The sequence below is a fragment of the Martinezella lusitana genome (assembly GCF_010668395.1).
Classification (GTDB): Bacteria; Pseudomonadota; Alphaproteobacteria; order Rhizobiales; family Rhizobiaceae; genus Rhizobium; species Rhizobium lusitanum_A.
Genome location: NZ_WUEY01000003.1, coordinates 232,545 through 254,802, shown reverse-complemented (window position 1 = coordinate 254,802; position 22,258 = coordinate 232,545). Strand labels below are relative to the sequence as shown.

At 60.2% G+C, this 22,258-nt stretch carries 22 protein-coding genes and 1 tRNA gene; 8 read left to right on the top strand and 15 right to left on the bottom strand.

Annotated elements, in window-relative coordinates:
* Positions 1-14 precede the first annotated feature (14 nt).
* Together GR212_RS08145 and GR212_RS08140 are read right to left on the bottom strand one after the other, a co-directional pair.
* A complete protein-coding gene (locus tag GR212_RS08145) occupies positions 15-2,003 on the bottom strand; it encodes a bifunctional 2',3'-cyclic-nucleotide 2'-phosphodiesterase/3'-nucleotidase (RefSeq protein ID WP_163985991.1) in 1,989 nt (662 codons plus the stop codon).
* A 133-nt stretch (positions 2,004-2,136) separates the two neighbouring features.
* Complete coding sequence (locus tag GR212_RS08140; protein WP_163985989.1) at positions 2,137-2,496, bottom strand: PilZ domain-containing protein; 360 nt, start codon at positions 2,494-2,496, stop codon at positions 2,137-2,139.
* Between the two features lie 212 nt (positions 2,497-2,708).
* Between GR212_RS08140 and GR212_RS08135 the strand changes: the two genes are divergently transcribed.
* A complete protein-coding gene (locus GR212_RS08135) occupies positions 2,709-3,512 on the top strand; it encodes an endonuclease/exonuclease/phosphatase family protein (protein ID WP_163985988.1) in 804 nt (267 codons plus the stop codon).
* A gap of 6 nt (positions 3,513-3,518) precedes the next feature.
* Here GR212_RS08135 and GR212_RS08130 read toward each other — a convergent pair whose 3' ends face one another.
* On the bottom strand, positions 3,519-3,980 hold the full coding sequence (locus GR212_RS08130; RefSeq protein WP_163985986.1) for an Lrp/AsnC family transcriptional regulator: 462 nt from the start codon (positions 3,978-3,980) through the stop codon (positions 3,519-3,521).
* Between the two features lie 151 nt (positions 3,981-4,131).
* Between GR212_RS08130 and ald the strand changes: the two genes are divergently transcribed.
* Entirely contained in the window at positions 4,132-5,250 is a 1,119-nt protein-coding gene (gene ald, locus GR212_RS08125; protein ID WP_163985984.1) for an alanine dehydrogenase, read from the top strand.
* A gap of 17 nt (positions 5,251-5,267) precedes the next feature.
* Here ald and GR212_RS08120 read toward each other — a convergent pair whose 3' ends face one another.
* From GR212_RS08120 to GR212_RS08100, 5 genes are all read right to left on the bottom strand, one after another.
* Positions 5,268-5,777, bottom strand: coding sequence for a DUF1203 domain-containing protein (locus GR212_RS08120; RefSeq protein WP_163985982.1), 510 nt, complete (start codon positions 5,775-5,777; stop codon positions 5,268-5,270).
* A 130-nt stretch (positions 5,778-5,907) separates the two neighbouring features.
* Positions 5,908-6,468, bottom strand: a complete 561-nt coding sequence (locus tag GR212_RS08115) for a GNAT family N-acetyltransferase (RefSeq protein WP_163986323.1) — start codon at positions 6,466-6,468, stop codon at positions 5,908-5,910.
* Positions 6,469-6,476: 8 nt separating this feature from the next.
* Positions 6,477-7,334: a 3-mercaptopyruvate sulfurtransferase gene (sseA, locus tag GR212_RS08110; protein WP_163985981.1), complete on the bottom strand. Its 858-nt coding sequence runs from the start codon at positions 7,332-7,334 to the stop codon at positions 6,477-6,479.
* Positions 7,335-7,394: 60 nt separating this feature from the next.
* Positions 7,395-8,132, bottom strand: a complete 738-nt coding sequence (locus tag GR212_RS08105; protein WP_163985979.1) for an alanyl-tRNA editing protein — start codon at positions 8,130-8,132, stop codon at positions 7,395-7,397.
* 4 nt (positions 8,133-8,136) lie between these two features.
* On the bottom strand, positions 8,137-9,177 hold the full coding sequence (locus tag GR212_RS08100) for a cysteine synthase A (RefSeq protein ID WP_163985978.1): 1,041 nt from the start codon (positions 9,175-9,177) through the stop codon (positions 8,137-8,139).
* A gap of 295 nt (positions 9,178-9,472) precedes the next feature.
* Here GR212_RS08100 and GR212_RS08095 point away from each other — a divergent pair, with 295 nt between their 5' ends.
* Positions 9,473-10,303, top strand: coding sequence for an SDR family NAD(P)-dependent oxidoreductase (locus GR212_RS08095; RefSeq protein ID WP_163985976.1), 831 nt, complete (start codon positions 9,473-9,475; stop codon positions 10,301-10,303).
* 3 nt (positions 10,304-10,306) lie between these two features.
* Here the strand turns inward: GR212_RS08095 and GR212_RS08090 are convergent, their stop codons facing one another.
* On the bottom strand, positions 10,307-11,764 hold the full coding sequence (locus GR212_RS08090) for a cryptochrome/photolyase family protein (protein WP_163985975.1): 1,458 nt from the start codon (positions 11,762-11,764) through the stop codon (positions 10,307-10,309).
* A 246-nt stretch (positions 11,765-12,010) separates the two neighbouring features.
* Between GR212_RS08090 and GR212_RS08085 the strand changes: the two genes are divergently transcribed.
* Entirely contained in the window at positions 12,011-13,123 is a 1,113-nt protein-coding gene (locus GR212_RS08085) for a sn-glycerol-3-phosphate import ATP-binding protein UgpC (protein WP_163985973.1), read from the top strand.
* Positions 13,124-13,466: 343 nt separating this feature from the next.
* Here the strand turns inward: GR212_RS08085 and GR212_RS08080 are convergent, their stop codons facing one another.
* The 3 genes from GR212_RS08080 to GR212_RS08070 form a co-directional block, all read right to left on the bottom strand.
* Complete coding sequence (locus tag GR212_RS08080) at positions 13,467-14,381, bottom strand: ABC transporter permease subunit (RefSeq protein ID WP_163985971.1); 915 nt, start codon at positions 14,379-14,381, stop codon at positions 13,467-13,469.
* Between the two features lie 7 nt (positions 14,382-14,388).
* Positions 14,389-15,273, bottom strand: a complete 885-nt coding sequence (locus tag GR212_RS08075) for an ABC transporter permease subunit (protein WP_163985970.1) — start codon at positions 15,271-15,273, stop codon at positions 14,389-14,391.
* A gap of 100 nt (positions 15,274-15,373) precedes the next feature.
* Complete coding sequence (locus tag GR212_RS08070; protein ID WP_163985968.1) at positions 15,374-16,726, bottom strand: extracellular solute-binding protein; 1,353 nt, start codon at positions 16,724-16,726, stop codon at positions 15,374-15,376.
* A gap of 324 nt (positions 16,727-17,050) precedes the next feature.
* Between GR212_RS08070 and GR212_RS08065 the strand changes: the two genes are divergently transcribed.
* Entirely contained in the window at positions 17,051-17,608 is a 558-nt protein-coding gene (locus GR212_RS08065) for a sugar O-acetyltransferase (protein WP_163985966.1), read from the top strand.
* Positions 17,609-17,615: 7 nt separating this feature from the next.
* Here the strand turns inward: GR212_RS08065 and GR212_RS37040 are convergent, their stop codons facing one another.
* Positions 17,616-17,927, bottom strand: coding sequence for a hypothetical protein (locus tag GR212_RS37040; RefSeq protein ID WP_163985965.1), 312 nt, complete (start codon positions 17,925-17,927; stop codon positions 17,616-17,618).
* Positions 17,928-18,043: 116 nt separating this feature from the next.
* Between GR212_RS37040 and GR212_RS08055 the strand changes: the two genes are divergently transcribed.
* The 3 genes from GR212_RS08055 (at position 18,044) to GR212_RS08045 (ending at position 19,324) form a co-directional block, all read left to right on the top strand.
* A tRNA-Asn gene (locus tag GR212_RS08055) sits at positions 18,044-18,118 on the top strand.
* A gap of 297 nt (positions 18,119-18,415) precedes the next feature.
* Positions 18,416-18,820: a DoxX family protein gene (locus GR212_RS08050; protein ID WP_163985963.1), complete on the top strand. Its 405-nt coding sequence runs from the start codon at positions 18,416-18,418 to the stop codon at positions 18,818-18,820.
* Positions 18,821-19,132: 312 nt separating this feature from the next.
* Positions 19,133-19,324 carry a hypothetical protein gene (locus GR212_RS08045; protein WP_163985961.1) on the top strand — a complete coding sequence of 64 codons (192 nt, stop codon included), beginning with the start codon at positions 19,133-19,135 and terminating at the stop codon, positions 19,322-19,324.
* A 298-nt stretch (positions 19,325-19,622) separates the two neighbouring features.
* Here GR212_RS08045 and GR212_RS08040 read toward each other — a convergent pair whose 3' ends face one another.
* Together GR212_RS08040 and GR212_RS08035 are read right to left on the bottom strand one after the other, a co-directional pair.
* Positions 19,623-19,943: a hypothetical protein gene (locus tag GR212_RS08040; protein ID WP_163985960.1), complete on the bottom strand. Its 321-nt coding sequence runs from the start codon at positions 19,941-19,943 to the stop codon at positions 19,623-19,625.
* Positions 19,944-20,155: 212 nt separating this feature from the next.
* Positions 20,156-21,256, bottom strand: coding sequence for a porin (locus GR212_RS08035; RefSeq protein ID WP_163985958.1), 1,101 nt, complete (start codon positions 21,254-21,256; stop codon positions 20,156-20,158).
* Positions 21,257-22,258: the final 1,002 nt, after the last annotated feature.

The following is a 22,258-nucleotide window of genomic DNA, read 5'->3' as shown; positions in this document are numbered from 1 at the left end:
GATTGCCGTCGCGACTACAGGACGAGCCGGTAGTTGCGGAAGCCGTCCGTGCCTTCGCCGGCATCTTCGATCTTCACGCTCTTGACCTGATCGAGGAAATCCTTGGCTTTCGGAGAGCTTTGGAACTTTGCGGTCGTGTCCGGCAGCGGCTTGAAGGTCCAGTTGCCGTCGGCGGTCGGATTGATCGTGCCCTGATCGTGGACATAGCGCACGATGACGTCCCGGTTGGTGTCGGGCGCCTGGTAGACGACCTTGTCGGCTCCGATTTCCGGGAAGTTGCCGCCGCCGCCGGCGCGATAGTTGTTGCTGACGACCAGGAACTTCTGCGCGGGATCGATCGGCTTGCCATCGAATTGCAGGTTCTGGATGCGGTTTGCATCGGCATTCAGAACCTTGCCGTCATCGCCGAAGCGGCGCGGCTGCGACACGTCGATCTGGTAGGTGACGCCGTCGATGACATCGAAATTGTAGGACGGGAAGGCGTTGTTGATGAGATCCGCATCCTTGGCGCCGGGCTGCACCTGGTTGAACATCGCAGCCGACATTTCCAGCCAGTTCTTGACCTGCGCGCCGTTGATGACGACCGCCTGTACGGTGTTCGGATAGAGATAGAGGTCGGCGACGTTCTTGATGGCAATGTTGCCGGCAGGGACGTCCGTATAGTAGTCGGCGCCGTTGCGGCCGCCGCACTTGAAGGGCGCCGCAGCCGAGAGAACCGGCAGGTCCTTGTACTGCGTCTCCTTGAGCATGTCCTTGATGTACCAGATCTGCGCCTGGCTGACGATCTGCACCGACGGATCGTCGGCGACGAGCGCGAAATAGGAGTAGAGCGGCGCGGAGGTCTTGCCGACGGGCGTGCGGACATAGGCGAGTGTCGCCTCATGCTCGACCTTGGCCGCTTCCACCACTTCCTTCTTGTCGGCGACATCGGCGATGACCTTCTTCTTGTCGTCGCGATGATAGATCGGCCTCGCCTCTGAGGTGAAGTCGACGATCTTCCAGCTGTTGCCGTCCTTTTCGAGCAACAGGTCGATCAGGCCGAGGTGCGAGCCCCAGAAGCCGGCCATGACGGCGGGCTTGCCATGCAGCGTGCCCTTGACCGGATCGGCGTCCTTGATGCCGTCCCAGGTCTTTGGGCCGGGGAAGACGAGATGCTGGTGGCCGGTGAAGACGGCATCGATGCCATCGACCGCGGCGACATAGAGCGAGGCGTTTTCCATCTTGTCGCTCGGGCCGCTGCCGTCGATGCCGGAATGCGAGAGAGCGATGATGATGTCCGCGCCTTCGGCCTTCATGACCGGAACCCAGGCCTTGGCGGCTTCGACGATATCGCGCGTCTGCGCCTTGCCTTCGAGGTTCTTGATGTCCCAGAGCATGATCTGCGGCGGCACGAAGCCGATGAAGCCGATCTTGATCGGGCTTTCATTGCCGGCGCCGTCCTTGATCTTCTTTTCCTGGATCAGATAGGGCTTGAAGAACAGGTCGTCCTTCGTCGGGTCGGAGGCGAGCTGGCCCTTGGTCAGGTTGGCGCAGACGAACGGGAAGTTCGCGCCGGCCAGCACCTTGAACATGAAATCGAGGCCATAGTTGAACTCGTGGTTGCCGAGCGTTCCCACGGAATAGCCGAGCGTGTTCATCGCCTTGATGACCGGATGGACGTCGCCGTCCTTCATGCCGTGCTGATAGGCCATGTAATCGCCCATCGGATTGCCCTGCAGCACGTCGCCGTTGTCGATCAGCAGCGAGTTGGTGGCTTCGGCGCGGATGTTGTCGATGATCGTCGCGGTGCGCGTCAGGCCCATCGTGTCGTTCGGCTTGTCGGCATAGTAGTCGTAGGGGAAGACGTTGACGTGAATGTCGGTCGTTTCCATCAGCCGCAGATGCGCCTGGTTGCCGGCTGCGCGAGCGGCGAAAGGATGCAGCACGATGAGCGCCGCCGTGGCACTCAGGCCTTGCAGCAGGGAACGGCGCGACATGCTGGGCAAATCCAGAATGGAAGACATGGAACACTCCTTCAACGATGGGGCTGTCGTTCATCAATCTCTTGCGGGCGGGAGATTAGGACGATTTTTGAAGGTGTGCACCAGTTATGTGACAAGCTTATTGTGGATCGAGCCGACATGCGCCGGCATTCGATCAACGTTTGAGAACCGGCTTTATGTCCTTGTGGAAAAAGCGGAAATAGGACGCGACCTTTGCCGAGGCGTTGGAGGATCGATCGAACTCGATGCCGATGCGGCCATTATGGGCCCAGCGCACGAACCCATCCAGCAAGCCGATATCGTCGCATTCGATGCGAACCTTGCTTCCCGCGGCGGCATAGAGCGGCGCCTGAAGGTCGAGGGCAATACCGTTCGTGGAGATATCGACCACGCGACCCGTGACGAGCTTGGTGAAATATCGGACCTGTCCCATCAGCCGGGCGTGATGGCGGGAGGAGCCTCGCGACTTGATTTTCAGATTGCCTTGGAACACAGATTTCGAAAAGTGTTGCATGGTGATATCCCAGCTTGCGCATCTTTTTCCGTTTTTGGATAGCAGATGTGCATTGAGAGATGCTTAGCATGATCGCTAAAATTGTAGTCTGGCGTCTCGAATCGACACCATGATCGGTATACGCAATCGGAGGATCGCCGGTTTTTGCTTGTGTCGTGCGTCCCGGCGAGCGACGTGTGGCTTGGCTCTGTGACTATTGAAGGGTGCAGAATTTGCGTATCGTTTCCTTGAATGCATGGGGCGGCCGGCTGCATGAGCCTTTGATCCCCTATCTCGCCGATGTCGATGCGGATGTTCTGTGCCTGCAGGAGGTGGTTCGCATGCATGATGCCGATGCCGGATGGCTGGTCTACCGCGATCATGGTGTCGAGCTTCCGCAGCGCGCCAGTCTTTTCGAGGAACTGAAGGCTGCTTTGCCGGCTTACGATGCCTTCTTTCTTCCCGTCGCACGGGGCGACCTCTTCGACGGCGACCGGCGGTTCGACTCGGAATTCGGACTGGCGACCTTCGTGCGCAGAACCTGTCCGGTCATCGGCCAGGCTGCCGGTTTCGTTCATGGTGAATTCTCCGCCGATGGCTACGGGCCGCATCCGCGCTCGCGCAACGCCCATTGCATCCGCCTGTTCGATTATCGGCACGTTTATCCCGTCACCATCGCCCACATGCATGGCCTGCGTGACCTGGGAGGCAAGGGCGACACGCCCGCGCGCCGCCATCAGGCGAATGCGCTTGTGGAACTTATCCGCCAGGTGAAGCAGGACGGCGACCGGCTGGTCGTCTGCGGCGATTTCAACGTGCTGCCCGGCAGCGAGACGTTCGAAATCCTCGCCAGCCTGGAGCTTATCGATCTTGTCACTTCACGGGGGCATGACGACACGCGCACGTCTCACTACCGAAAGCAGCCCCGTTTCGCCGACTACATGCTGGTGACGCCGAATGTCGAAGTCGTCCGCTTCGATCCCGTCGCCGCGCCCGAAGTGTCGGATCATCGCCCGTTGCTTTTGGACCTGCGCTGAAAATCCTCACAAGCCGACATTCGGCCGGTCGATGATTTCGCGAAGCGCAAAGCTGGAATTGATCTTCACGACATGGGGCAGGGCCGAGAGCCAATCGCGATGGATGCGCTCGTAGTCCTCGAGATCCCGCGCGGCGACGCGCAATATGTAGTCGTATTCGCCCGACATGAGGTAGCAGCCGAGCACGTTCGGACAGCGTTTCACCGCCGTTTCGAATTCCGACAGCGTCTTGGCGAACTGGCCGGATAGCGAAATGTGCACGATGGCGATCATCTTGTAGTTCAACGCCTTGTGCGACAGATGCGCGTGATAGCCGTCGATGACCCCGCTCTTTTCAAGGATATCGAGCCGGCGGGAGCAGGCCGAGGGGGACAGGCCGACTTTCTCGGCCAGTTCCGCATTGGTGATCCTGGCATTCTGCTGCAGCATCCGCAGAATCGAATGATCGATGGCGTCGAGGTCGGACATTCGAAGATCTTTCGAAAAAACGCGTGTCCGCGCAATAAATCACGAAAAATGACTGCAGCGCAAATTGTCTTTGCAAGGACATTGCGGGGCGGAGGTGGTCTGATTTCAGCCGGAGAGAATGCAGACGAACAAGCATTCGAGGAGGAGTGAAATGCGCGTTGGTTGTCCCAAGGAAATCAAGAACCACGAATATCGCGTCGGCCTGACGCCGGCGTCCGTTCGTGAATATGTCGCCCATGGCCACGAGGTCTGGGTCGAAACGAAGGCCGGTGCCGGCATCGGCGCCGACGATCATGCCTACATTGCCGCCGGCGCCAAGATCGCCGCCAGCGCCAAAGACATTTTCGAGAAGTGCGACATGATCGTGAAGGTCAAGGAGCCACAGCCCTCCGAATGGGCGCAGCTCCGCGAAGGCCAGCTTCTCTACACCTATCTGCATCTCGCGCCCGATCCGGAGCAGACGAAAGGCCTGCTCGCATCCGGCGTGACCGCAGTCGCCTACGAGACCGTTACCGACGAGCGCGGCGGCCTGCCGCTGCTGGCGCCGATGTCCGAGGTCGCCGGACGCCTGTCGATCCAGGCGGGTGCGACAGCCCTGCAGAAGGCCAATGGCGGCCTGGGCATCCTTCTCGGCGGCGTGCCGGGTGTTCTGCCGGCCAAGGTCGCCATCATCGGCGGCGGCGTCGTTGGCCTGCATGCGGCCAAGATGGCGGCGGGCCTCGGTGCCGACGTCAGCATCCTCGACCGCTCCCTGCCGCGCCTGCGCCAGCTCGACGACATCTTCAACGGCCGCGTCCACACCCGCTATTCCAGCATCCAGGCGCTGGAAGAGGAGGTCTTCTCCGCCGATCTGGTGATCGGCGCCGTTCTGATCCCGGGTGCTGCCGCGCCGAAGCTCGTCACGCATGAGATGCTGTCCGGCATGAAGAAGGGCTCGGTCATTGTCGACGTCGCCATCGATCAGGGCGGCTGCTTCGAAACCTCCCATGCGACGACGCATTCCGATCCGACCTACGTGGTCGAGGGCGTCGTGCATTACTGCGTCGCCAACATGCCGGGCGCGGTTCCGGTCACCTCGGCGCACGCTTTGAACAACGCCACCATCTACCACGGCCTGGCCTTGGCCGATCGTGGCCTGCGCGCCATCGCGGAAGACAAGCACCTCCGCAATGGCCTCAATGTCCATAAGGGCCGCGTGACCAACAAGCCGGTGGCGGAAGCGCTCGGCTACGAGGCCGTCGCGCCCGAGAGCATTCTGAACGTCGCGTAAAGCCTGTCGCGCGCACCTCAGATGAAGGCGCTGGCATCCGCGTATGCTGGCGCTCCTACCTTGTCGATCCGGCATTGATAGCAGTTGTTGCGTGCCGAGCGGACATGGACATAGGCGATATCGGGGCGTTCGAGCAGTGAGGCCGCATAGACCGCGATGTCGCCGGTCGGCGTCACCGCGCCGGTTCCATAGACGATGCGATCGTTCTTCCCATAGCCACGCACGATGAAATCCCGGCTGGTCGCCAGCACCGGCGGCAGGATTTCCGCCGCCTCGTAACGCTTGCACGGCGTCTTGTGCAGGAAGATCGGACCGGTCTCCGCGTAGGGCTGCAACTCCGGAAAGGGCCGATAGGCAAACACGAACAGCTCTTCGCCGGCATCGATATTGCGCAGGCAGTGGCGGCAGGGATGGCCGGGGCCATCGGAGATCATGGTCTCCGCTTGGTGACCATAAGCATCCGCACCGCCGCTCCAGAGAACTTCGGCGTCGGGCGTGGGCATGGCGGCAAAAGCGATGGAAGGCATGGCAAAGCTCCTTTCGAGATCTGCAATGTCATGCGCCGGCAAGGGGTGGGAAACCACCCGATTCCTGCGGTCTTGCCTCGTTGGTCAGCCACTATGCACGGCGCGGAACAATTGTGCGGGCCGCGGCGCCTCAGCCTCTCTTGACGAGTTCGAGCAGTTCCTTGTCACTCAGTGGCCTGACAATACCTTCACCGGTCGAAATCGGCGAAAAGCCGAACATCTGGTAGAGCTGCAGAGCCCGCGGATGATCGAGATTGTTCGTGGTCGTCACGATCCGCTGAGGATTGAGCGTCCATATTGCGTAAAGCGCCTGCAGCAGGAACCATTTGCCGATGCCGAGGCCGAGGGCATGCTCGATGAGGCCGAAATGGCTGAGCTCGATCGTCTCTTCGTCCTGACGGAAATATTCGAAGAATCCGGCCGGCGCTCCGTTGACATAGAGCACGCTGATATTGTTGCGCTGATCGTGAAGAGTGGCCGTCAAGTTCTCATCGGAGAGGCGAAGGCGATCCACCCAATGCCAGCGGGAGCCCACCTGGCGGTAGAGATAGCGATAGAACGGCAGCGGGATATCGGGTGAACGCATGATCGCGGTCTGGATATTGACCGGCACCGGCAAGCTTGTCTTGGGCGGTGCGGTCATTTCCAGGCGAGTGATATGGACCTTGATGGACGAGGGCGTTTTCACGATCACGATGCTCAATCTTGACCGGTAACGATCGGCGTATCCGCCCGGCTGCCCCATTCCGACCAGGAGCCGTCATAGAGCCTGTTGCTGCCGTGACCGAGGGATTCGAGCGCGAGTGTAATGATGGCGGCGGTGATGCCGGATCCGCAGGTCGTCACCACGGGCTTATCGAGATCGATGCCGGCCTTTTCGATCGTCTCGCGCAGTTCGGGCAGCGACTTGAACTTGCCGTTCGTGGCGAACACGCCCGAAGGCAGGCTTCTCGCTCCCGGCATATGGCCGGAGCGCATGCCTTCGCGCGGCTCCGGTTCCGCGGCAGCAAAGCGCCCGGCGCTGCGCGCATCCGCGATCTGCAGGGAACCGGAATCGACGATCGCACGCATCTCGTCGAGCGAAACGACACGGCTGCCGTTGAACCTCGGTTTGAAGGTCGCGGGTTCGAAGGCAGGCAGCACCGTCTCCAGCGGGCGTCCCTCGGCTTTCCAGCCATCGAGGCCGCCGTCGAGCACGAAGACGTTCGGCGCCCCCATGACGATGTGGAACAGCCACCAGACGCGCGGCGAGGCAAACAGACCCGGGCCGTCATAGACGACGATGCGGTCGCTCTCGCTGATGCCCAGCTTGCCGACCTCGGCCGCAAAGACTTCAGGCGCAGGGACCATGTGTGGCAGGTTGGTCGAATGATCCGATATCTTGTCCTGATCGAAGCGGATCGCGCCGGGAATATGGCCGCTGGCATATTCGGCGTCGGCATTGCGCTTCTGGGCCGGCAGATAGAAGGATGCGTCGACAACGCGCAGGTCCTTGGCGCCCAGCTCGCCTTGCAGCCAGTCCGCGGATACGACGAAACGGCTCTTGTCCGCTGCCATGATGATCTCTCCCTGCTGTGAATTATGGGTCTTGATATCGGGATATAGGCGCTTGCCCGGTCAATTTTCGTCGGCCGGCGTGCCGAAGCGAATGCGGAAGCGACGGTTTTCCTTACCCTTCTTCTCGATCTTGGCGATGTGGATCGCCCCGACCTCCTGTGTCTCCGATACATGCGTGCCGCCGCAAGGCTGGCTGTCGACGGACGAATCCTCGCCGATGCAGACGAGGCTCACTCGCCCGAGACCCATCGGCGGCCGCACGTTCTTGGATTTGACGATACCGGGATTGGCGATCAGCTCCTCGTCCGTGATCCAGCGGACGAAAATCGGATGGTTCTCGTTGACGAGCGCCATCATCTTCGCCGTCACCTCGTCCTTGTCGATCGTCTCGCTCATGTCGAAATCGACGCGGCTTTCGTCCTCGCCGACCGCCGCGCCGGTGATCGGGTAGGGGCAGACCACCGAGAGAAGGTGACAGGCGGTGTGCATGCGCATGAGCTTGTAGCGACGCGCCCAGTCGACGTGTAGCACCAGCTTTTCCCCGACGATCGGCAGCGGCTGACCCTCGAGCGGCACATGGATGATGATGTCCTTGATCGGGCCGTGCTTCGTCTGGCCGAGCGCGATCCTGGAGCCGTCGCCACGCTCCAGGAAGCCGGTATCGCCGGGCTGGCCGCCCGAAGTGGCATAGAAACAGGTCTGATCGAGTTCGATGCCCCCGTCTTCGTGGATTGCGGTTACGACTGCTTCCGCGGTCGAGAGATAGAAATCATCACGATAGAGGGCATTGACGGTCATGAAATCACGCTGTTGTTTCGTATGGAACGGAAATATCCGTCCGCTTTGCAAGATAGGACGGCAGCGGCAGGCCCTTGGACTTCAGGAAGTCGGGATTGAAGAGCTTGGACTGATAGCGATTGCCGTAATCGCAAAGGATGGTCACGATCGTATGGCCGGGACCGAGATCCTTGGCGAGGCGAACCGCGCCGGCGATATTGATGGCCGTCGAGCCGCCCAGGCAAAGGCCCTCGTGCTCGACCAGATCGAAGACGTAGGGAAGCGCCTCGGCATCGGTGATCTGGTAAGAGAAGTCGGGCGTAAAGCCTTCCAGATTTGCCGTGATGCGTCCCTGGCCTATGCCTTCCGTTATCGAGGAACCGGAGGATTTCAGCTCGCCGTTCTGGTAGAACTCATAGAGTGCGGCGCCTTCCGGATCGGCAATGCCGATCTTGATGTCCTTGTTGAAGGCATGCAGGCCCATGGCGACGCCCGCCAGCGTTCCGCCGGAGCCGACCGAGCAGATGAAGCCGTCGATCTTGCCTGACGTGTCGGCCCAGATTTCCTTGGCCGTCGTCTCGATATGCGCCTGCCGGTTGGCGACGTTGTCGAACTGGTTTGCCCAGATCGCGCCGTTCGGCTCCGTCTTTGCCAGTTGCTCGGCAAGCCGGCCCGAGACTTTCACGTAGTTGTTCGGGTTCTTGTAGGGGACGGCGGGAACTTCGACCAATTCGGCGCCGAGCAGCTTCAGCGCGTCCTTCTTTTCCTGGCTCTGCGTTTCCGGAATGACGATGACGGTGCGATAGCCGAGCGCCTTGGCGACCAGCGTCAGGCCGATGCCGGTGTTGCCCGCCGTGCCTTCAACGATGACGCCGCCGGGCCTCAGGAGGCCTTTCTTTTCGGCGTCGCGGATGATGTAGAGTGCCGCACGATCCTTGACCGATTGGCCAGGGTTCAGAAATTCGGCCTTGCCCAGAATGGTCGAGCCCGTCGCCTCGGAGGCACCCTTGAGCTTGATCAACGGCGTGTTGCCAATTGCTTCGAGGACGGACGGATGGACGGTCATGGAATCTGCCTTCTGTTCGCAACTACTGTAAGAACGGTCTTTTCCCTTCACAAGGCTGCATAGGCAAGAAATTCTGTTCCTTGCTGTTTGTTCGCACGGCAAAATTCGACTTGGCGGCATCCATCGACCCGGCTTTTCCATGGGGTGCGATGGTCTCCGGTCGGTGACATCGATTTCCGCGCCGAGCCTGCAAACCGGCCGAAAGCGGCCACAATGATACGCTATTTCTAAAATGCCAAGGACGGCCGCGATTGAGCGTTTGATGTTGGCGGCCGCCCAGCCAAGGAGAAGAGCCATGAGCCCGTTCATCGCACGCCCTGAACACGGAGTCGTCTGGATTACCGGCGCCAGTTCCGGCATCGGCCGCGCGCTCGCGCTGAAGCTGGCGGAAGAGGGGTACAAGGTGGCCGTTACCGCCCGCAGCCACGACAAGCTTCTGGCTTTGCAGGCGGAGGCAAGCGCGCTTGCCGGCAGCATCGTCGTACTCGACGGCGATGTGACCGATGCGGAGGATATGGAGCACACCGTTGCCGCCATCGAATATCAGCACGGCCCCGTTTCCCTGGCGGTCCTGAATGCCGGCATTTATTTGCCGGCGCGCGGCGAGGATCTCAATCATGAGGTGTTCGAGCGCAGTTTCGCCGTCAATCTCCACGGTGTCGTTAATTGCCTCGTTCCAGCGGTGCGCCATATGCGCGCCAGGGGACATGGCCAGATCGCCCTCGTGTCGTCCGTGGCGGGTTATGGCGGCCTGCCGGGTGGTGCCGCATACGGAGCCAGCAAGGCCGCGCTTATCAACATGGCCGAAAGCCTGAATTTCGAGCTCGACCGCATGGGCATCCATATCCAGCTCGTGACGCCGGGCTATGTGAAGACGCCGCTGACGGCGCAGAACAAGTTCGAGATGCCCGACGTCGTATCGGCGCAGCAGGCGGCGGATGCGATCGCCGCCGGATTGAAATCAGCGGCTTTCGACATCAGCTTCCCGAAGAGCATGGTCTACCGTGCAAAGCTGTTGAAGTTTCTGCCTTACAGCCTTTATTTCCGGGTGCTTGGATATTTTCTTGGAGGTGGGCACAAACGCCGGTCGGTCGGCCCGCGCGTTACACCGCACCCGGCCGAATAGCGCTCATTCGTCACCTTTCAGCGAAGCATGCGCAGCAAGCGCGCGCTGCCGCGCGACAGCATGATCGACGATCGGGCGGGGATAATGCTTGCCCAGTTCTATGCCGGCACGCCTCAGCACATCGTCGGGCGCTTCGAAGGGCCGATGGATATACTTGCTGTCGAGTTCGGCCAGTTCCGGCACAAATGCACGGACATAGCCGCCATCCGGATCGAATTTCTCACCCTGCAGCACCGGATTGAATATGCGGAAAAAGGGGGAGGCGTCGGCGCCGGATCCCGCGACCCACTGCCAGTTTGCGGCGTTGGCCGCCGGATCGGCATCGACAAGCGTATCGCGAAACCATGCCTCGCCCTCGCGCCAGTCGATCAACAGATCCTTGATGAGGAAGGAGGCGGTAATCATGCGGACGCGATTATGCATCCAGCCGTGCCGCCACAGCTGCCGCATGCCGGCATCGACGATCGGATATCCCGTTTGCCCCCGCCGCCAGCTGTCGAAGAGCCTGGCATCCGCATGCCAGGGAAAATCGTCGTAGCGATCGTTCCAGTTGGCGGAGCCGAGTTTCGGGAAGTGGAAGAGCTGGTGATAGCAGAATTCCCGCCAGGCAAGCTCCTTGCGGAAGCGAACGATATTGTCCGCGGGAATCTTGCCGGCCAGCCCGCGTGTCGCATGCCATATGCGGGCCGGCGAAATTTCGCCGAGCGCCAGATGGGGCGAGAGCAGGGAGGTTGCCGGCTTGTCCGGAAAGTCGCGGCCGACCGCATATCCGTCGATCGCACCGTCGATGAAATCCTCCAGCTTCTCGTGCGCTGAGGCTTCGCCCGGCACCCACATCTCCGCGAAGGCCGATGCCCAGTTCGGCCTTGTCGGCGGCAGCGACCAGGAATCGAGAGAATCCGACTGTGGCCAATGTCTTGGGGCGAGCAGTTTTTCCGGCGCCTCGATCGGAAATGGCGGCTCGCAGGAGTGCTCGAGCGCGCGCCAGAAGGGCGTATAGGTCTTGTAGTGATTGCCGGTGCCCGTGCGCAGGCGCGTCGGCTCATGCAGCAGCTGACCCGCAAAGCTGTTGGCCTCGATGCCTTTGTCCCGCAGCGCCTTCTTGACCCGGGTGTCCACGGCGATGCCGGCCGGATCATAGCGCCGGTTCCAGACGACGGCCTCGGCGTCGGTCTCCGCAAGAAGCTTTTCGAGTACCGTCTGCGCATCGCCCTGCCGAAGGATGAGCTTGCTGGCGAGCGCATCGAGGGCTTCCTGCAAGGCGGCCAACGAATGATGCAGCCACCAAGCCTGCGCCGCACCCAGCGGCCCGCACTCACTTGCCTCCGCCTCGCGAATATAAACGGGAATGACCGGGCGGCCCGATGTCGCGGCGGCATGCAAAGCGTGATTGTCGTCGAGACGGAGATCCTTGCGGAACCACAGCAGGATGGGATTCGGCTCTTTCTTCGATGTCGTCATGGTCCTGGCCGATCGTCCGCCTTCTAAAACTTCATGGGTTTTGCCGCCGCCGGAACCAATATACGGCCCCGGTGGAGAAATGGTTCCACCACCGCGCGTTTCATCGAGGAATTCCGCACGCAACTCTCGTGAGGAAATCGGGATGCATCTTGTGATATAAGGGCCCTTGTCACTGTTCTGTAATGCAAATTCGCTAGCAGTCCACCCGATTGACATGCCCAGAATTGACAGGCGGGGAAGATTAACATGGCGGAAATCCGGATCGAACAAGTTCGCAAGGCCTATGGACGCAATCAGGTGGTCCATGGCGTCGACCTGAATTTCCGATCAGGCGAGTTTGTCGTCATTCTCGGACCGTCCGGTTGCGGCAAGTCCACGCTGCTGCGCATGATCGCCGGCCTGGAAGATATTTCCTCCGGAGAGATCGTCATCGACGGCAAGGTGGTCAACCAGCTCGAGCCGCGCGAGCGCGGCTGCGCCATGGTCTTCCAGAACTATGCGCTCTATCCGCACATGGATGTCGCCGCCAACATGGGTTACGCCCTGAAGGTGGCCGGTGTGCCGCGTGCCGAGCGTGATCGCCGCATCAAGGAAACCGCCAGGATCGTCGGCCTCGAAGATTTTCTCGCCCGGAAGCCGGCCGAGCTTTCCGGTGGCCAGCGTCAGCGCGTCGCCATGGGCCGCGCCATCATCCGCGAGCCGAAGGTCTTCCTCTTCGACGAGCCGCTCTCCAACCTCGATGCCAAGCTGCGCGTGCAGATGCGCGTCGAGATCCGCCGCCTGCACAAGCGCCTTTCGGCAACGTCCGTCTTCGTGACGCACGATCAGGTCGAGGCCATGACGCTCGCCGACAAGCTGGTCGTCATGTACAAGGGCAATGTCGAGCAGGTCGGCACGCCGCTCGAGGTCTACAACACGCCGCGCACCCGCTTCGTCGGTTCCTTCATCGGCTCGCCGGCCATGAATTTCCTGGAAGGGACCTTCTCGGCTAACGGCGAACAATTCATCTTCGACGGTATCCCGATCTCCATCGATGCGAATATCGGCAAGCGCCATGCCGGCCAGCCGGTTGCTCTCGGCATCCGCCCGGAGCATGCGCGCCTGGTCGCGGCAGGTACGCCGGGCGCGATCCCGGCAACGGTCGATTTCGTCGAAGAGCTTGGTGCGGGCCGCGTCATCCATTGCGATATCAACGGCTCGAGCTTCGCCGTCGCGGTTGCCGATCACACGACCGGCCAGACCGGCCAGTCCGTTGCGCTGGAGCTGCCGCAGCAGCACACGCATCTCTTCGCCCAGGATACCGGGCTGCGGCTCGATGCCGTCGCCTCCGTCACGCCGCTCAAGGTGCTGGCAAGCTGATTTCAAACATAACTTTTCAGTAGGTGTGCCCGGAAGTTTTCCCGACTTCCGGGTTTTTTTTATCCTGCGTGGATCGACCGCCTCGCTGGCGCGAAAGGCTGCCCGCTGCCAAGCGGTCATTCCGATGGAGGAAGGCCATTCGCATGGCAGTCGTTATCTACGGCGATGTATGGGGCAGGTATTGCGAGGCATCGGATGGAAACCGTGCGATGCCGCCACCGGTTTCGACCGGTTGCCGGGAGAGCGGCCGGCCATCATGCGGATGGTCCGGCGGAATGCAGATCGATGCTCGATCGCAAAGAGGCCTGCCGCGCGCGCGGATGCGGCGCGGCAGGTAGCGGGATCACTTTTCCGTTGCGATCAGGCCGCGAACGAACCAGCGCTGCATCAGCACGACCACGGCAAGCGGGGGCAGCATGACGATCAGCGTGCCTGCCATGGCGATGTGCCATTCAGGAAGCCCGCCCACGTTCGGGATGAGCTGCTTGAGCTCGGTCACTGCGGTTGCGTGCGACGGATCGGTGGTGACGAGCAGCGGCCACAGATATTGGTTCCAGGCCCAGAGGAACATGATGGTGCCGAGCGCGGCCATATTGGTGCGCGACAGCGGTATCAAAATGTCGATGAAGAAGCGCAGCGCTCCGGCGCCGTCCATGCGTGCGGCTTCGGTCAGTTCGTCCGGTATCGTCAGGAAGAACTGACGATAGAGGAAGGTGCCGGTGGCCGTGGCGATCAGCGGCAGGATCAGGCCGGGATAAGAATTGAGCAGCCCGAGGCTCAGCGATACTTCGATGCCTGTGACCTTCTGGATGAGCCAGGTGATGCCGGTGATGTCGAGAAGGCCCTGGTAAGGGGACAGGACGTTCGCGGCGACCGCGTAGGTCGGCACGATACGCACTTCGAGCGGCAGCATCAGCGTTATGAAGATCAGCCAGAAGATGAAGTGGCGGCCGGGATAGCGGAAGTAGACGAGCGAAAAGGCGGTGAGCGCCGAAATGATTACCTTGCCCGCCGCGACGCCTCCCGCAAAGATCAGGCTGTTGACGAGTTTGGGGCCGAGGTCGGCAGTGGTCCAGGCCGTCTTCATGTTGACCCAGAAATCCGATCCCGGGATCAGCGACATCGGCACTTTGTTGACGTCGGCCAGATTGTGCGAGGCGGCGATGGCAACGATGGCCAGCGGTCCGACGGCCACCAGGAAGCCGAGGAACAGGATCAGATGCGTGAAGAAATTAAGGATGGGTGTGCGCTCGACCATGTCAGCCTCAACGGTAATGCACGCGCTTCTCGATGAAGCGGAACTGGAAGACGGTAAGCACGATGATCAGCAGCATCAGGATGATGCTCTGTGCCGCCGCACCGGAATAGTCGAGGCCCTTGAAGCCGTCGAAGACGATCTTGTAGACCATGAGGTTGGTCGAGTTGTGCGGCCCACCTGACGTCATGATATCGACGATGCCGTAGGAATCCTGGAAGCTCTCGGTGATGTTGATGACCAGCAGGAAGAAGATCGTCGGCGTGATCAGCGGGAACTGGATGTCCCAGAAGCGCCGAAGCACGCCGGAACCGTCCATGGCTGCTGCCTCGATCTGCGAGCGTGGGATGGCCTGGAAGGCTGCCAGAAAGAAGATGAAGCTGTAGCCGATATATTTCCAGGAGAAGGCGGCGATGATCGAGGCCATGGCGGCGGTGCCGTCGAGGCCCGGGTCCCAGAATCCTGGCCAATAATGATTGACGATGGACATGAAGCCGGCTTCGGGCGCCAGGATAAAGCGGAAGGCCATTGCCGAGGCGGGCGCGGCGATGCCGTAAGGCCAGATCAGCACCACGCTGTAGAATTTCGAACCGCGCAGCTGCCGATCGGTCAGCGCCGCAAGGATCAGCGCGGCCACAAGGGAGATACCGGTGCTGATCGCCGCGAAAATGATGCTGATCGTGACCGAGTTCCAGTAATCGGCATTGGCAAGGATGGATTTGAAGTTATCGAGCCCCACCCAGATGTTGCCGCCGCCCCAGGGCTGCTGCAACGTCAGCGACCAGAAGATCGCCTGACCGGCCGGCCAATAGAAAAAGGTGAAGATAAGGAGCAATTGCGGCACTGCGAACAGGATGCCGACGCTCCATTTGCTGAAAGTTATACGCTTTTCCATTGTCTCTTCCGGCTTGGGATCCCGATGCCACGCTTGCTCTTATAACGAACGTCCGCCGGGAAACCCCGGCGGACGCTGCTATGTTCATCAGCTGCGAGGCTTACGGCAGCTGCTTGCCCTTGTAGGTGGCTTCGAAGCGATCGAGGACGGCGTCGCCGTTCTTGACGAGGTTGTCGAGGCCTTCCTGGACGCTGACCTTGTTGGCGAAGATGGCCTGCATCTGGTTGCCGAATTCAGCGCGGATCTGCGTGAAGTTGCCGAGGCGGACGCCGCGGGTGATCGGGGTCGGCTCGGAAGCGGTGAGGCTGGCGATGGCGACTTCACGGCCCTTGAAGGGAGCCTTGTCATAGAAACCGGAGGACTTCATGAAGTCGAAGCCCGACTTGGTGACCGGGATGTAGCCGGTGTTGGTCGACCAGAAGAGGGCGGTTTCGGGCTTTGCGATGAAGTTCAGGAACGCAGCGGCGCCCTTGTATTCATCGGTCGACTTGCCGGAGAGAACCCAGAGCGATGCGCCGCCGACGAGCGAATTCTTCCGCTCGGTGCCGGCGTAGACCGGAAGTTCGGCAACATCCCAGTTCATGCCGGCCTTCTGCGTCTTGGTGACCGTGCCGTGGTCGCCGACCGAGGTCAGGATCATCTGGCAATCGCCGGAAGCGAAGGCCTGAACCATGTCCTGACCGAGGTCCTTGGACTTGATCTTGACGAAGCCCTGGTCGTACCAGCTCTTGAGGTCGGTGACGTACTTAACGAACTTGGTCTTGTTGACCGTCAGGCGGGCGCTGAGGCCATCATAGCCGTTGTTCTTGGTCGCGACCGGCTGATCGTGGATCGCGGAGAACTGCTCCATCAGTTGCCAGCTTTCGTTGCCGGAGATGTTGATCGCCATCGGGCAATCATAGCCGGCGCCCTTCAGGGCCTTCATGTCTTCGGCAGCTTCTTCCCAGGTCTTCGGAGCAGCGGTCTTGCCGATCTTGGCGAAGGAATCCTTGTTCCAGTAGAGCAGGGCGGTGGAGGAGTTGAACGGGAAGGAGAGCAGCTCGCCCTTCGAGGTGGCGTAGTAGCGGGCGATACCCGGGAAATAGTCGTTCCAGTTCACCTTATAGTTATTTTCCGCCATCAGCTTGCTGACCGGATAATAAGCGCCGGAAAGCATCATCGTTGCGGTGCCGACGTCATAGACCTGAACGATCGTCGGCTGCTTGCCGGCGCGGAAGGCGGCAATCGTGTTCTGCAGGGCGGCGTCGTAGTTGCCCTGGCTGGTGCAGACGACCTGATAGTCCTTCTGGGAATCATTGAAGTTTTGGCACATCGTCTGAACGACGCGCTCCAGATCGCCCGAGAGGCCGAACCAGAAATCGAACTTGACCGGAGCTGCGGCAGCCGGCATCGCCAGCGCAGCGCTCATGACGCCAGCGGCGGCGGCAGAAATGAAATTTTTAAGTTTCGACATAATCCTATTTCCTTTTGAAAGCTCGGAACCGGTGGTCTTGCGCAAGTCCGCGGTAGCGCGGGTTATAGACAAGCTGTGTGACAGTTTGTTGAGGCCAAGAATCCCGTATCGGCGGGCTTTTTCACTTGAGCCGCCGGTTCGCGAACGATCGTTCTTCGCAGGATCGTGCATTTGAGATTGTGCTAATCAATGCGTGCGGGGCGTGGTTACTCGCGCATAGCTTGTCGGCTGCCGGAGAACTCGGGATTGCTTCCTTGCTGGCACCTTGAATGGTGTTGCAAGATCGCCGTCAGCGAATCCCGAAGGTATTGGAGGAATGCGAAGATGGGTCTCAGCGAGCGGCAGAAGATGGCGGCGGGAGAGTGGTACTGCTGCTTCGACCCGGAACTCGATGCCTTGCGCTGGCAGGCGCGCGAGGCCGTGCATCTGCATAACAGCATGCCACCTTCGCAGCGCGGCAATCTTGCTCCCGCTCTGTCCGCGCTCTTTGCCGAGTTGGGAGAGAGCGTTTTCCTGGAAGCGCCGTTTCATTGCTCCTATGGCATCAACATTTCGCTCGGCCGCCGGGTCTATATGAATACGGGCTGCGTCATTCTCGACAGCGCCAGCGTCCGCATTGGTGACGGCAGCATGCTGGGGCCAGGCGTCCATATCTATTGTGCCGAGCACCACAAGGATCCGGAGCTGCGGGGAGCGGGCATGGAGATCGCCCGGCCGGTCACGATCGGCAAAAGCGTGTGGATCGGCGGCGGAGCAATTCTGGTCGGCGGCGTGACGATAGGCGATGGCGCCATCATCGGCGCCGGCTCGGTCGTCACCAGGGACGTTGCGGCTGGAGCGACCGTCGTCGGCAATCCTGCCCGCCCTGTCGGCGTGAAATAATGAGCGGCTAGTTCGCCGGACGGCGCTTCCTCGTCCACCAGACGGCCAGGCGCCGGCGCCAGCGGCGAACGATCGGCATGTCGTGCGAGAGCACGATGAAGCCCAGCGGCAGCATCCAAAAGCCAAGCACCGGCAGAAAACCGAGCAGGCCGCCAAAGATGAGGCCGATTCCCACACCCATACGGGCAAGCCGCGATCTTGGCAGGGGAATTCTCACAGAGCCGAAAACAAGCTCGCGGGTCGAGGGATCAATGCCGAAACGCCTTGTTTTCCGGCCATTTCGATCGGCATTCGTTGTCGTGTCGCTTTGATCGGTCATCCACAGGAAATGGTGAAGCGAAGAAATAATGCAAGAGAAATGGATTTTTTTGAAAAAACCGCTTGGCAAATCGGGAAAGCATTTGTATTACCCCGCTCACACCGCGCCAAGCGCATTCCCTGGTAGCTCAGCGGTAGAGCATTCGACTGTTAATCGACAGGTCGCCGGTTCGAATCCGGCCCGGGGAGCCACTCTTCTTCGCAAGATTTAAGGCTGAAGTTCACATCCGACGATGCGACTGCGTCTGATGCGGAATTGCCGGCATACGGCTTGTTTCCCGGCTGAATGAGCGGACAGCTTTAGCAGCACAATTTTGCAGTTTTATTGCACGCGTTTCGCGGCGCAGATTTTCCCGGGCTTCGTTTTCGATCTTGATCCGGACGCATGGGGCGTCTTCATTGACCAGTCTTCTACCGGCATGGCAGGATAGCCGCTGGCTCGGCCGAGGGCGGCGATTGGGGCGGATTTTGGCATATGGGGGATATGTGATGCCTGAGAATGTGGAATCGCGCCTGTTGTCTCGTGTGGGATGGGTGCTGACATTGATCGTAGTCCTTGTGCTGGTCGCCGATGCCGCGGTCAGTCTGTTTTCGCCGGCGACGCTCACCGCCGAAATGGAGGCCACCGGATTTCCGGCCGGCCAGGCATCATTGCTGGGGCTGATTACGCTCGCCTGCGCGGTTCTCTACGCTATTCCGCGTACCGCCATGCTGGGCGCTATCCTGATAACCGGTTTTCTGGGAGGCGCGATCTGCACGCATTTTCGCCTCGGTGAAATTGGGTCGCCGCCACAACTTATCAGTTTATTGCTCGGGGTAATGGCGTGGGGTGGCCTTTATCTTCGCGATGCACGCATCCGGCGCCTGCTGCCCCTTCATTCGTCAATCGGCTGAAAACGGGCCGCGCACTGTCGTCCAGGATTTTTGCGTTGCAATAACAACATCTTGCACTGCACTTCGTCCCTTGCTGCTGCCGAAAGGTAGCGGGCTAAGGAGATTGCGCCGACAGGATACGCCGGGGATTCCGGAAGGCCCGTTTACGACAGCTTTTACGCGTCCGAATATGATCTTCTCAAGAAACTAGTTCAAGGCATGGTTGCTCTCGCAAATGTGAGAACATGTTCATGCGTCGTTAATGCGAAGCGGCGCATGAACATAGATGCGTGATCCGCGCAGCATAGTCCCCCAATGCTTTAGAGGTTCGACATGAAAAACCTGTTTCTTGCTTCCGCAGTCGCTCTGGCATCGCTCCTTGCCGTCAGCGCGCCTTCCGAGGCCGCTCCGATGCATCATCGCCATCATGGCAATCACCATCATCACCGCAACTGCCATATGAAGACGGTAAAGCACAGAGAGCATGGCCACTGGGTCGTACGCAAGGTACGCGTCTGCCGTTGATCGGCTGGAGCAGGGAAATGCGCCGGTTTCCCTTGTAGCGGTTCCGGGAAGTGCTTAGCAGCTTTCCGTCCGGAATTGCGTAAAGCAGGCAGATAGAGCGGTTCGGCGATTTCAGAGAAAACGTGACCGCTTTGAACTAAACTGGCCGCTGCCGAGGTTCTCGGCAGCGGCCATGTCGTTTGCGGAGGCTTGAGCCCGCTTGCGCCCAGCCCGCCATTTGCGTTGGGCTGCGCGCTGCTTGGATGGCGATCGACGCGTCCGGGAATCCCGTTGCGCATCGGCCGTTCCAGGCACGATATCAGGGTCGAATTTCGAATATCACGCCATGATGGGGCCGATGATGATAGCGGCGGCCGTCTCTCCAGCCATTGTCCCAGCGGCGGCCTTCCCACCCCCGCTCATGCCAATGGCGGCGGTCGTGGTGGCGATCGCGCCAGTCGGTTCTCCGGCCATCGCCCGGAAATCCGCGGGTTCCGTGCTCCTGCACCAGGATGATGTTCGATGCTGATGAAGGGGACGGGTTGTTGCCGAATGAGGCGGACGCGGCGGGCAGGGAGGCCGATAATACGGATCCCACTGCCAGCGCAGCGGTCAAAGCAATTGAAGCGAGATGTTTCAAGGCGGTAACTCCTATGTTCAGGCACGTCCCTTTTCATCAATAAACGCTACCGCACCGACAAGGTTCCCCTTTCTGGTTGATGGGAAGCCTTGCGATACGCGCGCTGATCGTGGGGCGGACCTGTGTCTTCAGGAATTACCGACAAAAAAAAGGGGGCCGGCAGGGAAAGCCGGACCCCTTCCTTCTCTGATCGGAGGTCAAGTCAGATCAGGTTAGAAGTTGCGTTCGAAGCGCAGGATGCCCGAAACGGTGTCGTCGTGGGCGTAGTCGTAGTGAACGTAGGTCAATTCCGGCTCGACCAGGAGGTTCTTAACCGGGTTGAACTTCAGGTTCGTGGTGGCTTCGAAGATCTTCGAGTCGGTGTAGGCGAGCTGGAGGTTCCACTTCAGCTTGTCGTTGACCGGAACGCCAACGCCGCCCCAAACAGCCCAGTCACCCCAGCCGCACTTCGCGCCGTTCACAGTGCCGTCCGGCGCCGTGCAAGCGGAGATGTCCTGGTTCGAACCGGCATACTGGTTCAGCTTCTTGCCGTCCGTGTTCCAGCCGCCCATCAAGAAGGCCGAGAAGCCGCCGAAGTCAGCGTCTACACGAGCCTTGATGGCGCCTTCTTCGACGATCGAGTCATAACCGCCGACGACCTTGAAGCCCCATGCGCCAGACTTGAAGCCGGCACCGGCAACAACGTTCGGAGCGTAGTGGTCACCCTCAGCCTGATGCCATGCGCCGTCGTAGGTGGACGAATCCGAACCGGAGTTGGAATCTTCGAGCGAGATCACAGCCGAGAAGCCGTTGCCGCCGTCGTATTCATAGGTCAACTGGTTGAGTTCGTACGGGCCGTCATAGATCACGTCGTCGTTGATGACGTCGCCAGCGTAACCGATGTACAGGTTGTACTGCGAGTCCTTCTTACCGACCGTGAAGCCGCCGAGGCTGATGTAGGACCACAGCAGGTTGGTGGAGGTGGAGCCGCCGTCGTTCCAGTCCCAGCGAACGATGGTTTCGGTCTTCAGCGGACCGTATTCGGTGTCGGTCGCGGTGTCGACGTTCAGCTCGGCACGAGTGTGCCACAGCGTGCCCTGCTTGCTGTCACGGTTGTAAGCGTTGTACCACTCACCTTCAGTACGAACCTTGCCACCGATCTTGAGGCAGGTTTCGGTACCCGGGATGAAGAAGTAGCCTGCGCCGTAAGCATCACAGATGCGGACGTATTCCAGCGGCTCCGGCTCAGCTGCAACGATAGCGTCAGCCGCGTGAGCACCAGATACTGCTGCGAGGGCAGCAGCGGAGCCGAGAAGAAGGCTCTTGATGTTCATAATAACTCCAATCTTTCTTGATTGGGCATGAGATATCGCGCCGAAAGTCGACGTGCCCAACCCCATCCCGTTCATGTTCCCTATCAGTAGGTGCGAAGTAGTAAGCCCCGCGAACTATTTCCTGAACCTGCTTCACTGATTTGGCAAGATACTAAGAGGGTCGAACTATATGCGCACTACTTGAAAACGGACGTTGTTGCAAAAATGACGCAATTCGCCAGCCGGAAAGATCCAAGTGTGCCGGGTTTGGCGTCCATCCGGTTTCCGCCATGTGAATAGGGAAAAGCGCTGAAGCTACGCTGCCTTAGGGGTGAGGGGATCGAGGCGGGCATAAGCCATAGATCAGATGGCGGACAATCATCCCTGTCCACAGGCTCGGGCGATCAATATTGGCCGATATCTGCGCCGGCTCACCATTTTGAGGATCTGGGCCGCGTTGTGAAAATGATTCCGTCGGAGAAGAATCGGACGAGGCGCGCGACTCGCCACCCTTCAGGCGAGGGGTCTTCTATCGGCATTAAGAGAAACGGGAGAAACGGACGGAAATCGTCCGGGAATTTCGTCGCTTCCCGATGGCGCTTTGGCAACGATCGCAGTGGTGCGTCCGACGACACTACTGGGGGCGTAGTCTCGTCGGACGCGGCACTGTCCGGTTCGGGGGTGGCATCCAAACCGGTAGTATGGATTCTAGCAGCTACCTTAGGTTTCTATAACCTACCTGAATGGGCGGCAGCCGGGCCGCCTCCGGATAGTCCGGCGGCACGTTCTTCCAGTCGCGAGCGGCGAGGTGAAATATGCCTGGCTCTTTAGTCAGGATTGCGAACCAAGTCGGAGCGGGTTCTTAAAGCCGCGGCGCCTTCGTTTCCTGAGCCGACGGAATCGTCCGGCCCCATCTCATCTGGGGTGCCATACAAGGTGGGCTTTCCGCTTGAACCTGCTCTTGATGTCGGAAAGCTCGCCCACGCAATACGAACGAACGGAAATTCGCCGTAAGATCTATGA

What these genes read in the sequence shown, in the direction of transcription:
- GR212_RS08145 (WP_163985991.1), bottom strand. Translation starts at nt 2,003, where the DNA reads ATGTCTTCCATTCTGGATTTGCCCAGCATGTCGCGCCGTTCCCTGCTG.
- GR212_RS08140 (WP_163985989.1), bottom strand. Translation starts at nt 2,496, where the DNA reads ATGCAACACTTTTCGAAATCTGTGTTCCAAGGCAATCTGAAAATCAAG.
- GR212_RS08130 (WP_163985986.1), bottom strand. Translation starts at nt 3,980, where the DNA reads ATGTCCGACCTCGACGCCATCGATCATTCGATTCTGCGGATGCTGCAG.
- ald (WP_163985984.1), top strand. Translation starts at nt 4,132, where the DNA reads ATGCGCGTTGGTTGTCCCAAGGAAATCAAGAACCACGAATATCGCGTC.
- GR212_RS08120 (WP_163985982.1), bottom strand. Translation starts at nt 5,777, where the DNA reads ATGCCTTCCATCGCTTTTGCCGCCATGCCCACGCCCGACGCCGAAGTT.
- sseA (WP_163985981.1), bottom strand. Translation starts at nt 7,334, where the DNA reads ATGGCAGCGGACAAGAGCCGTTTCGTCGTATCCGCGGACTGGCTGCAA.
- GR212_RS08105 (WP_163985979.1), bottom strand. Translation starts at nt 8,132, where the DNA reads ATGACCGTCAATGCCCTCTATCGTGATGATTTCTATCTCTCGACCGCG.
- GR212_RS08100 (WP_163985978.1), bottom strand. Translation starts at nt 9,177, where the DNA reads ATGACCGTCCATCCGTCCGTCCTCGAAGCAATTGGCAACACGCCGTTG.
- GR212_RS08095 (WP_163985976.1), top strand. Translation starts at nt 9,473, where the DNA reads ATGAGCCCGTTCATCGCACGCCCTGAACACGGAGTCGTCTGGATTACC.
- GR212_RS08090 (WP_163985975.1), bottom strand. Translation starts at nt 11,764, where the DNA reads ATGACGACATCGAAGAAAGAGCCGAATCCCATCCTGCTGTGGTTCCGC.
- GR212_RS08085 (WP_163985973.1), top strand. Translation starts at nt 12,011, where the DNA reads ATGGCGGAAATCCGGATCGAACAAGTTCGCAAGGCCTATGGACGCAAT.
- GR212_RS08080 (WP_163985971.1), bottom strand. Translation starts at nt 14,381, where the DNA reads ATGGTCGAGCGCACACCCATCCTTAATTTCTTCACGCATCTGATCCTG.
- GR212_RS08075 (WP_163985970.1), bottom strand. Translation starts at nt 15,273, where the DNA reads ATGGAAAAGCGTATAACTTTCAGCAAATGGAGCGTCGGCATCCTGTTC.
- GR212_RS08070 (WP_163985968.1), bottom strand. Translation starts at nt 16,726, where the DNA reads ATGTCGAAACTTAAAAATTTCATTTCTGCCGCCGCCGCTGGCGTCATG.
- GR212_RS08065 (WP_163985966.1), top strand. Translation starts at nt 17,051, where the DNA reads ATGGGTCTCAGCGAGCGGCAGAAGATGGCGGCGGGAGAGTGGTACTGC.
- GR212_RS37040 (WP_163985965.1), bottom strand. Translation starts at nt 17,927, where the DNA reads ATGACCGATCAAAGCGACACGACAACGAATGCCGATCGAAATGGCCGG.
- GR212_RS08050 (WP_163985963.1), top strand. Translation starts at nt 18,416, where the DNA reads ATGCCTGAGAATGTGGAATCGCGCCTGTTGTCTCGTGTGGGATGGGTG.
- GR212_RS08045 (WP_163985961.1), top strand. Translation starts at nt 19,133, where the DNA reads ATGAAAAACCTGTTTCTTGCTTCCGCAGTCGCTCTGGCATCGCTCCTT.
- GR212_RS08035 (WP_163985958.1), bottom strand. Translation starts at nt 21,256, where the DNA reads ATGAACATCAAGAGCCTTCTTCTCGGCTCCGCTGCTGCCCTCGCAGCA.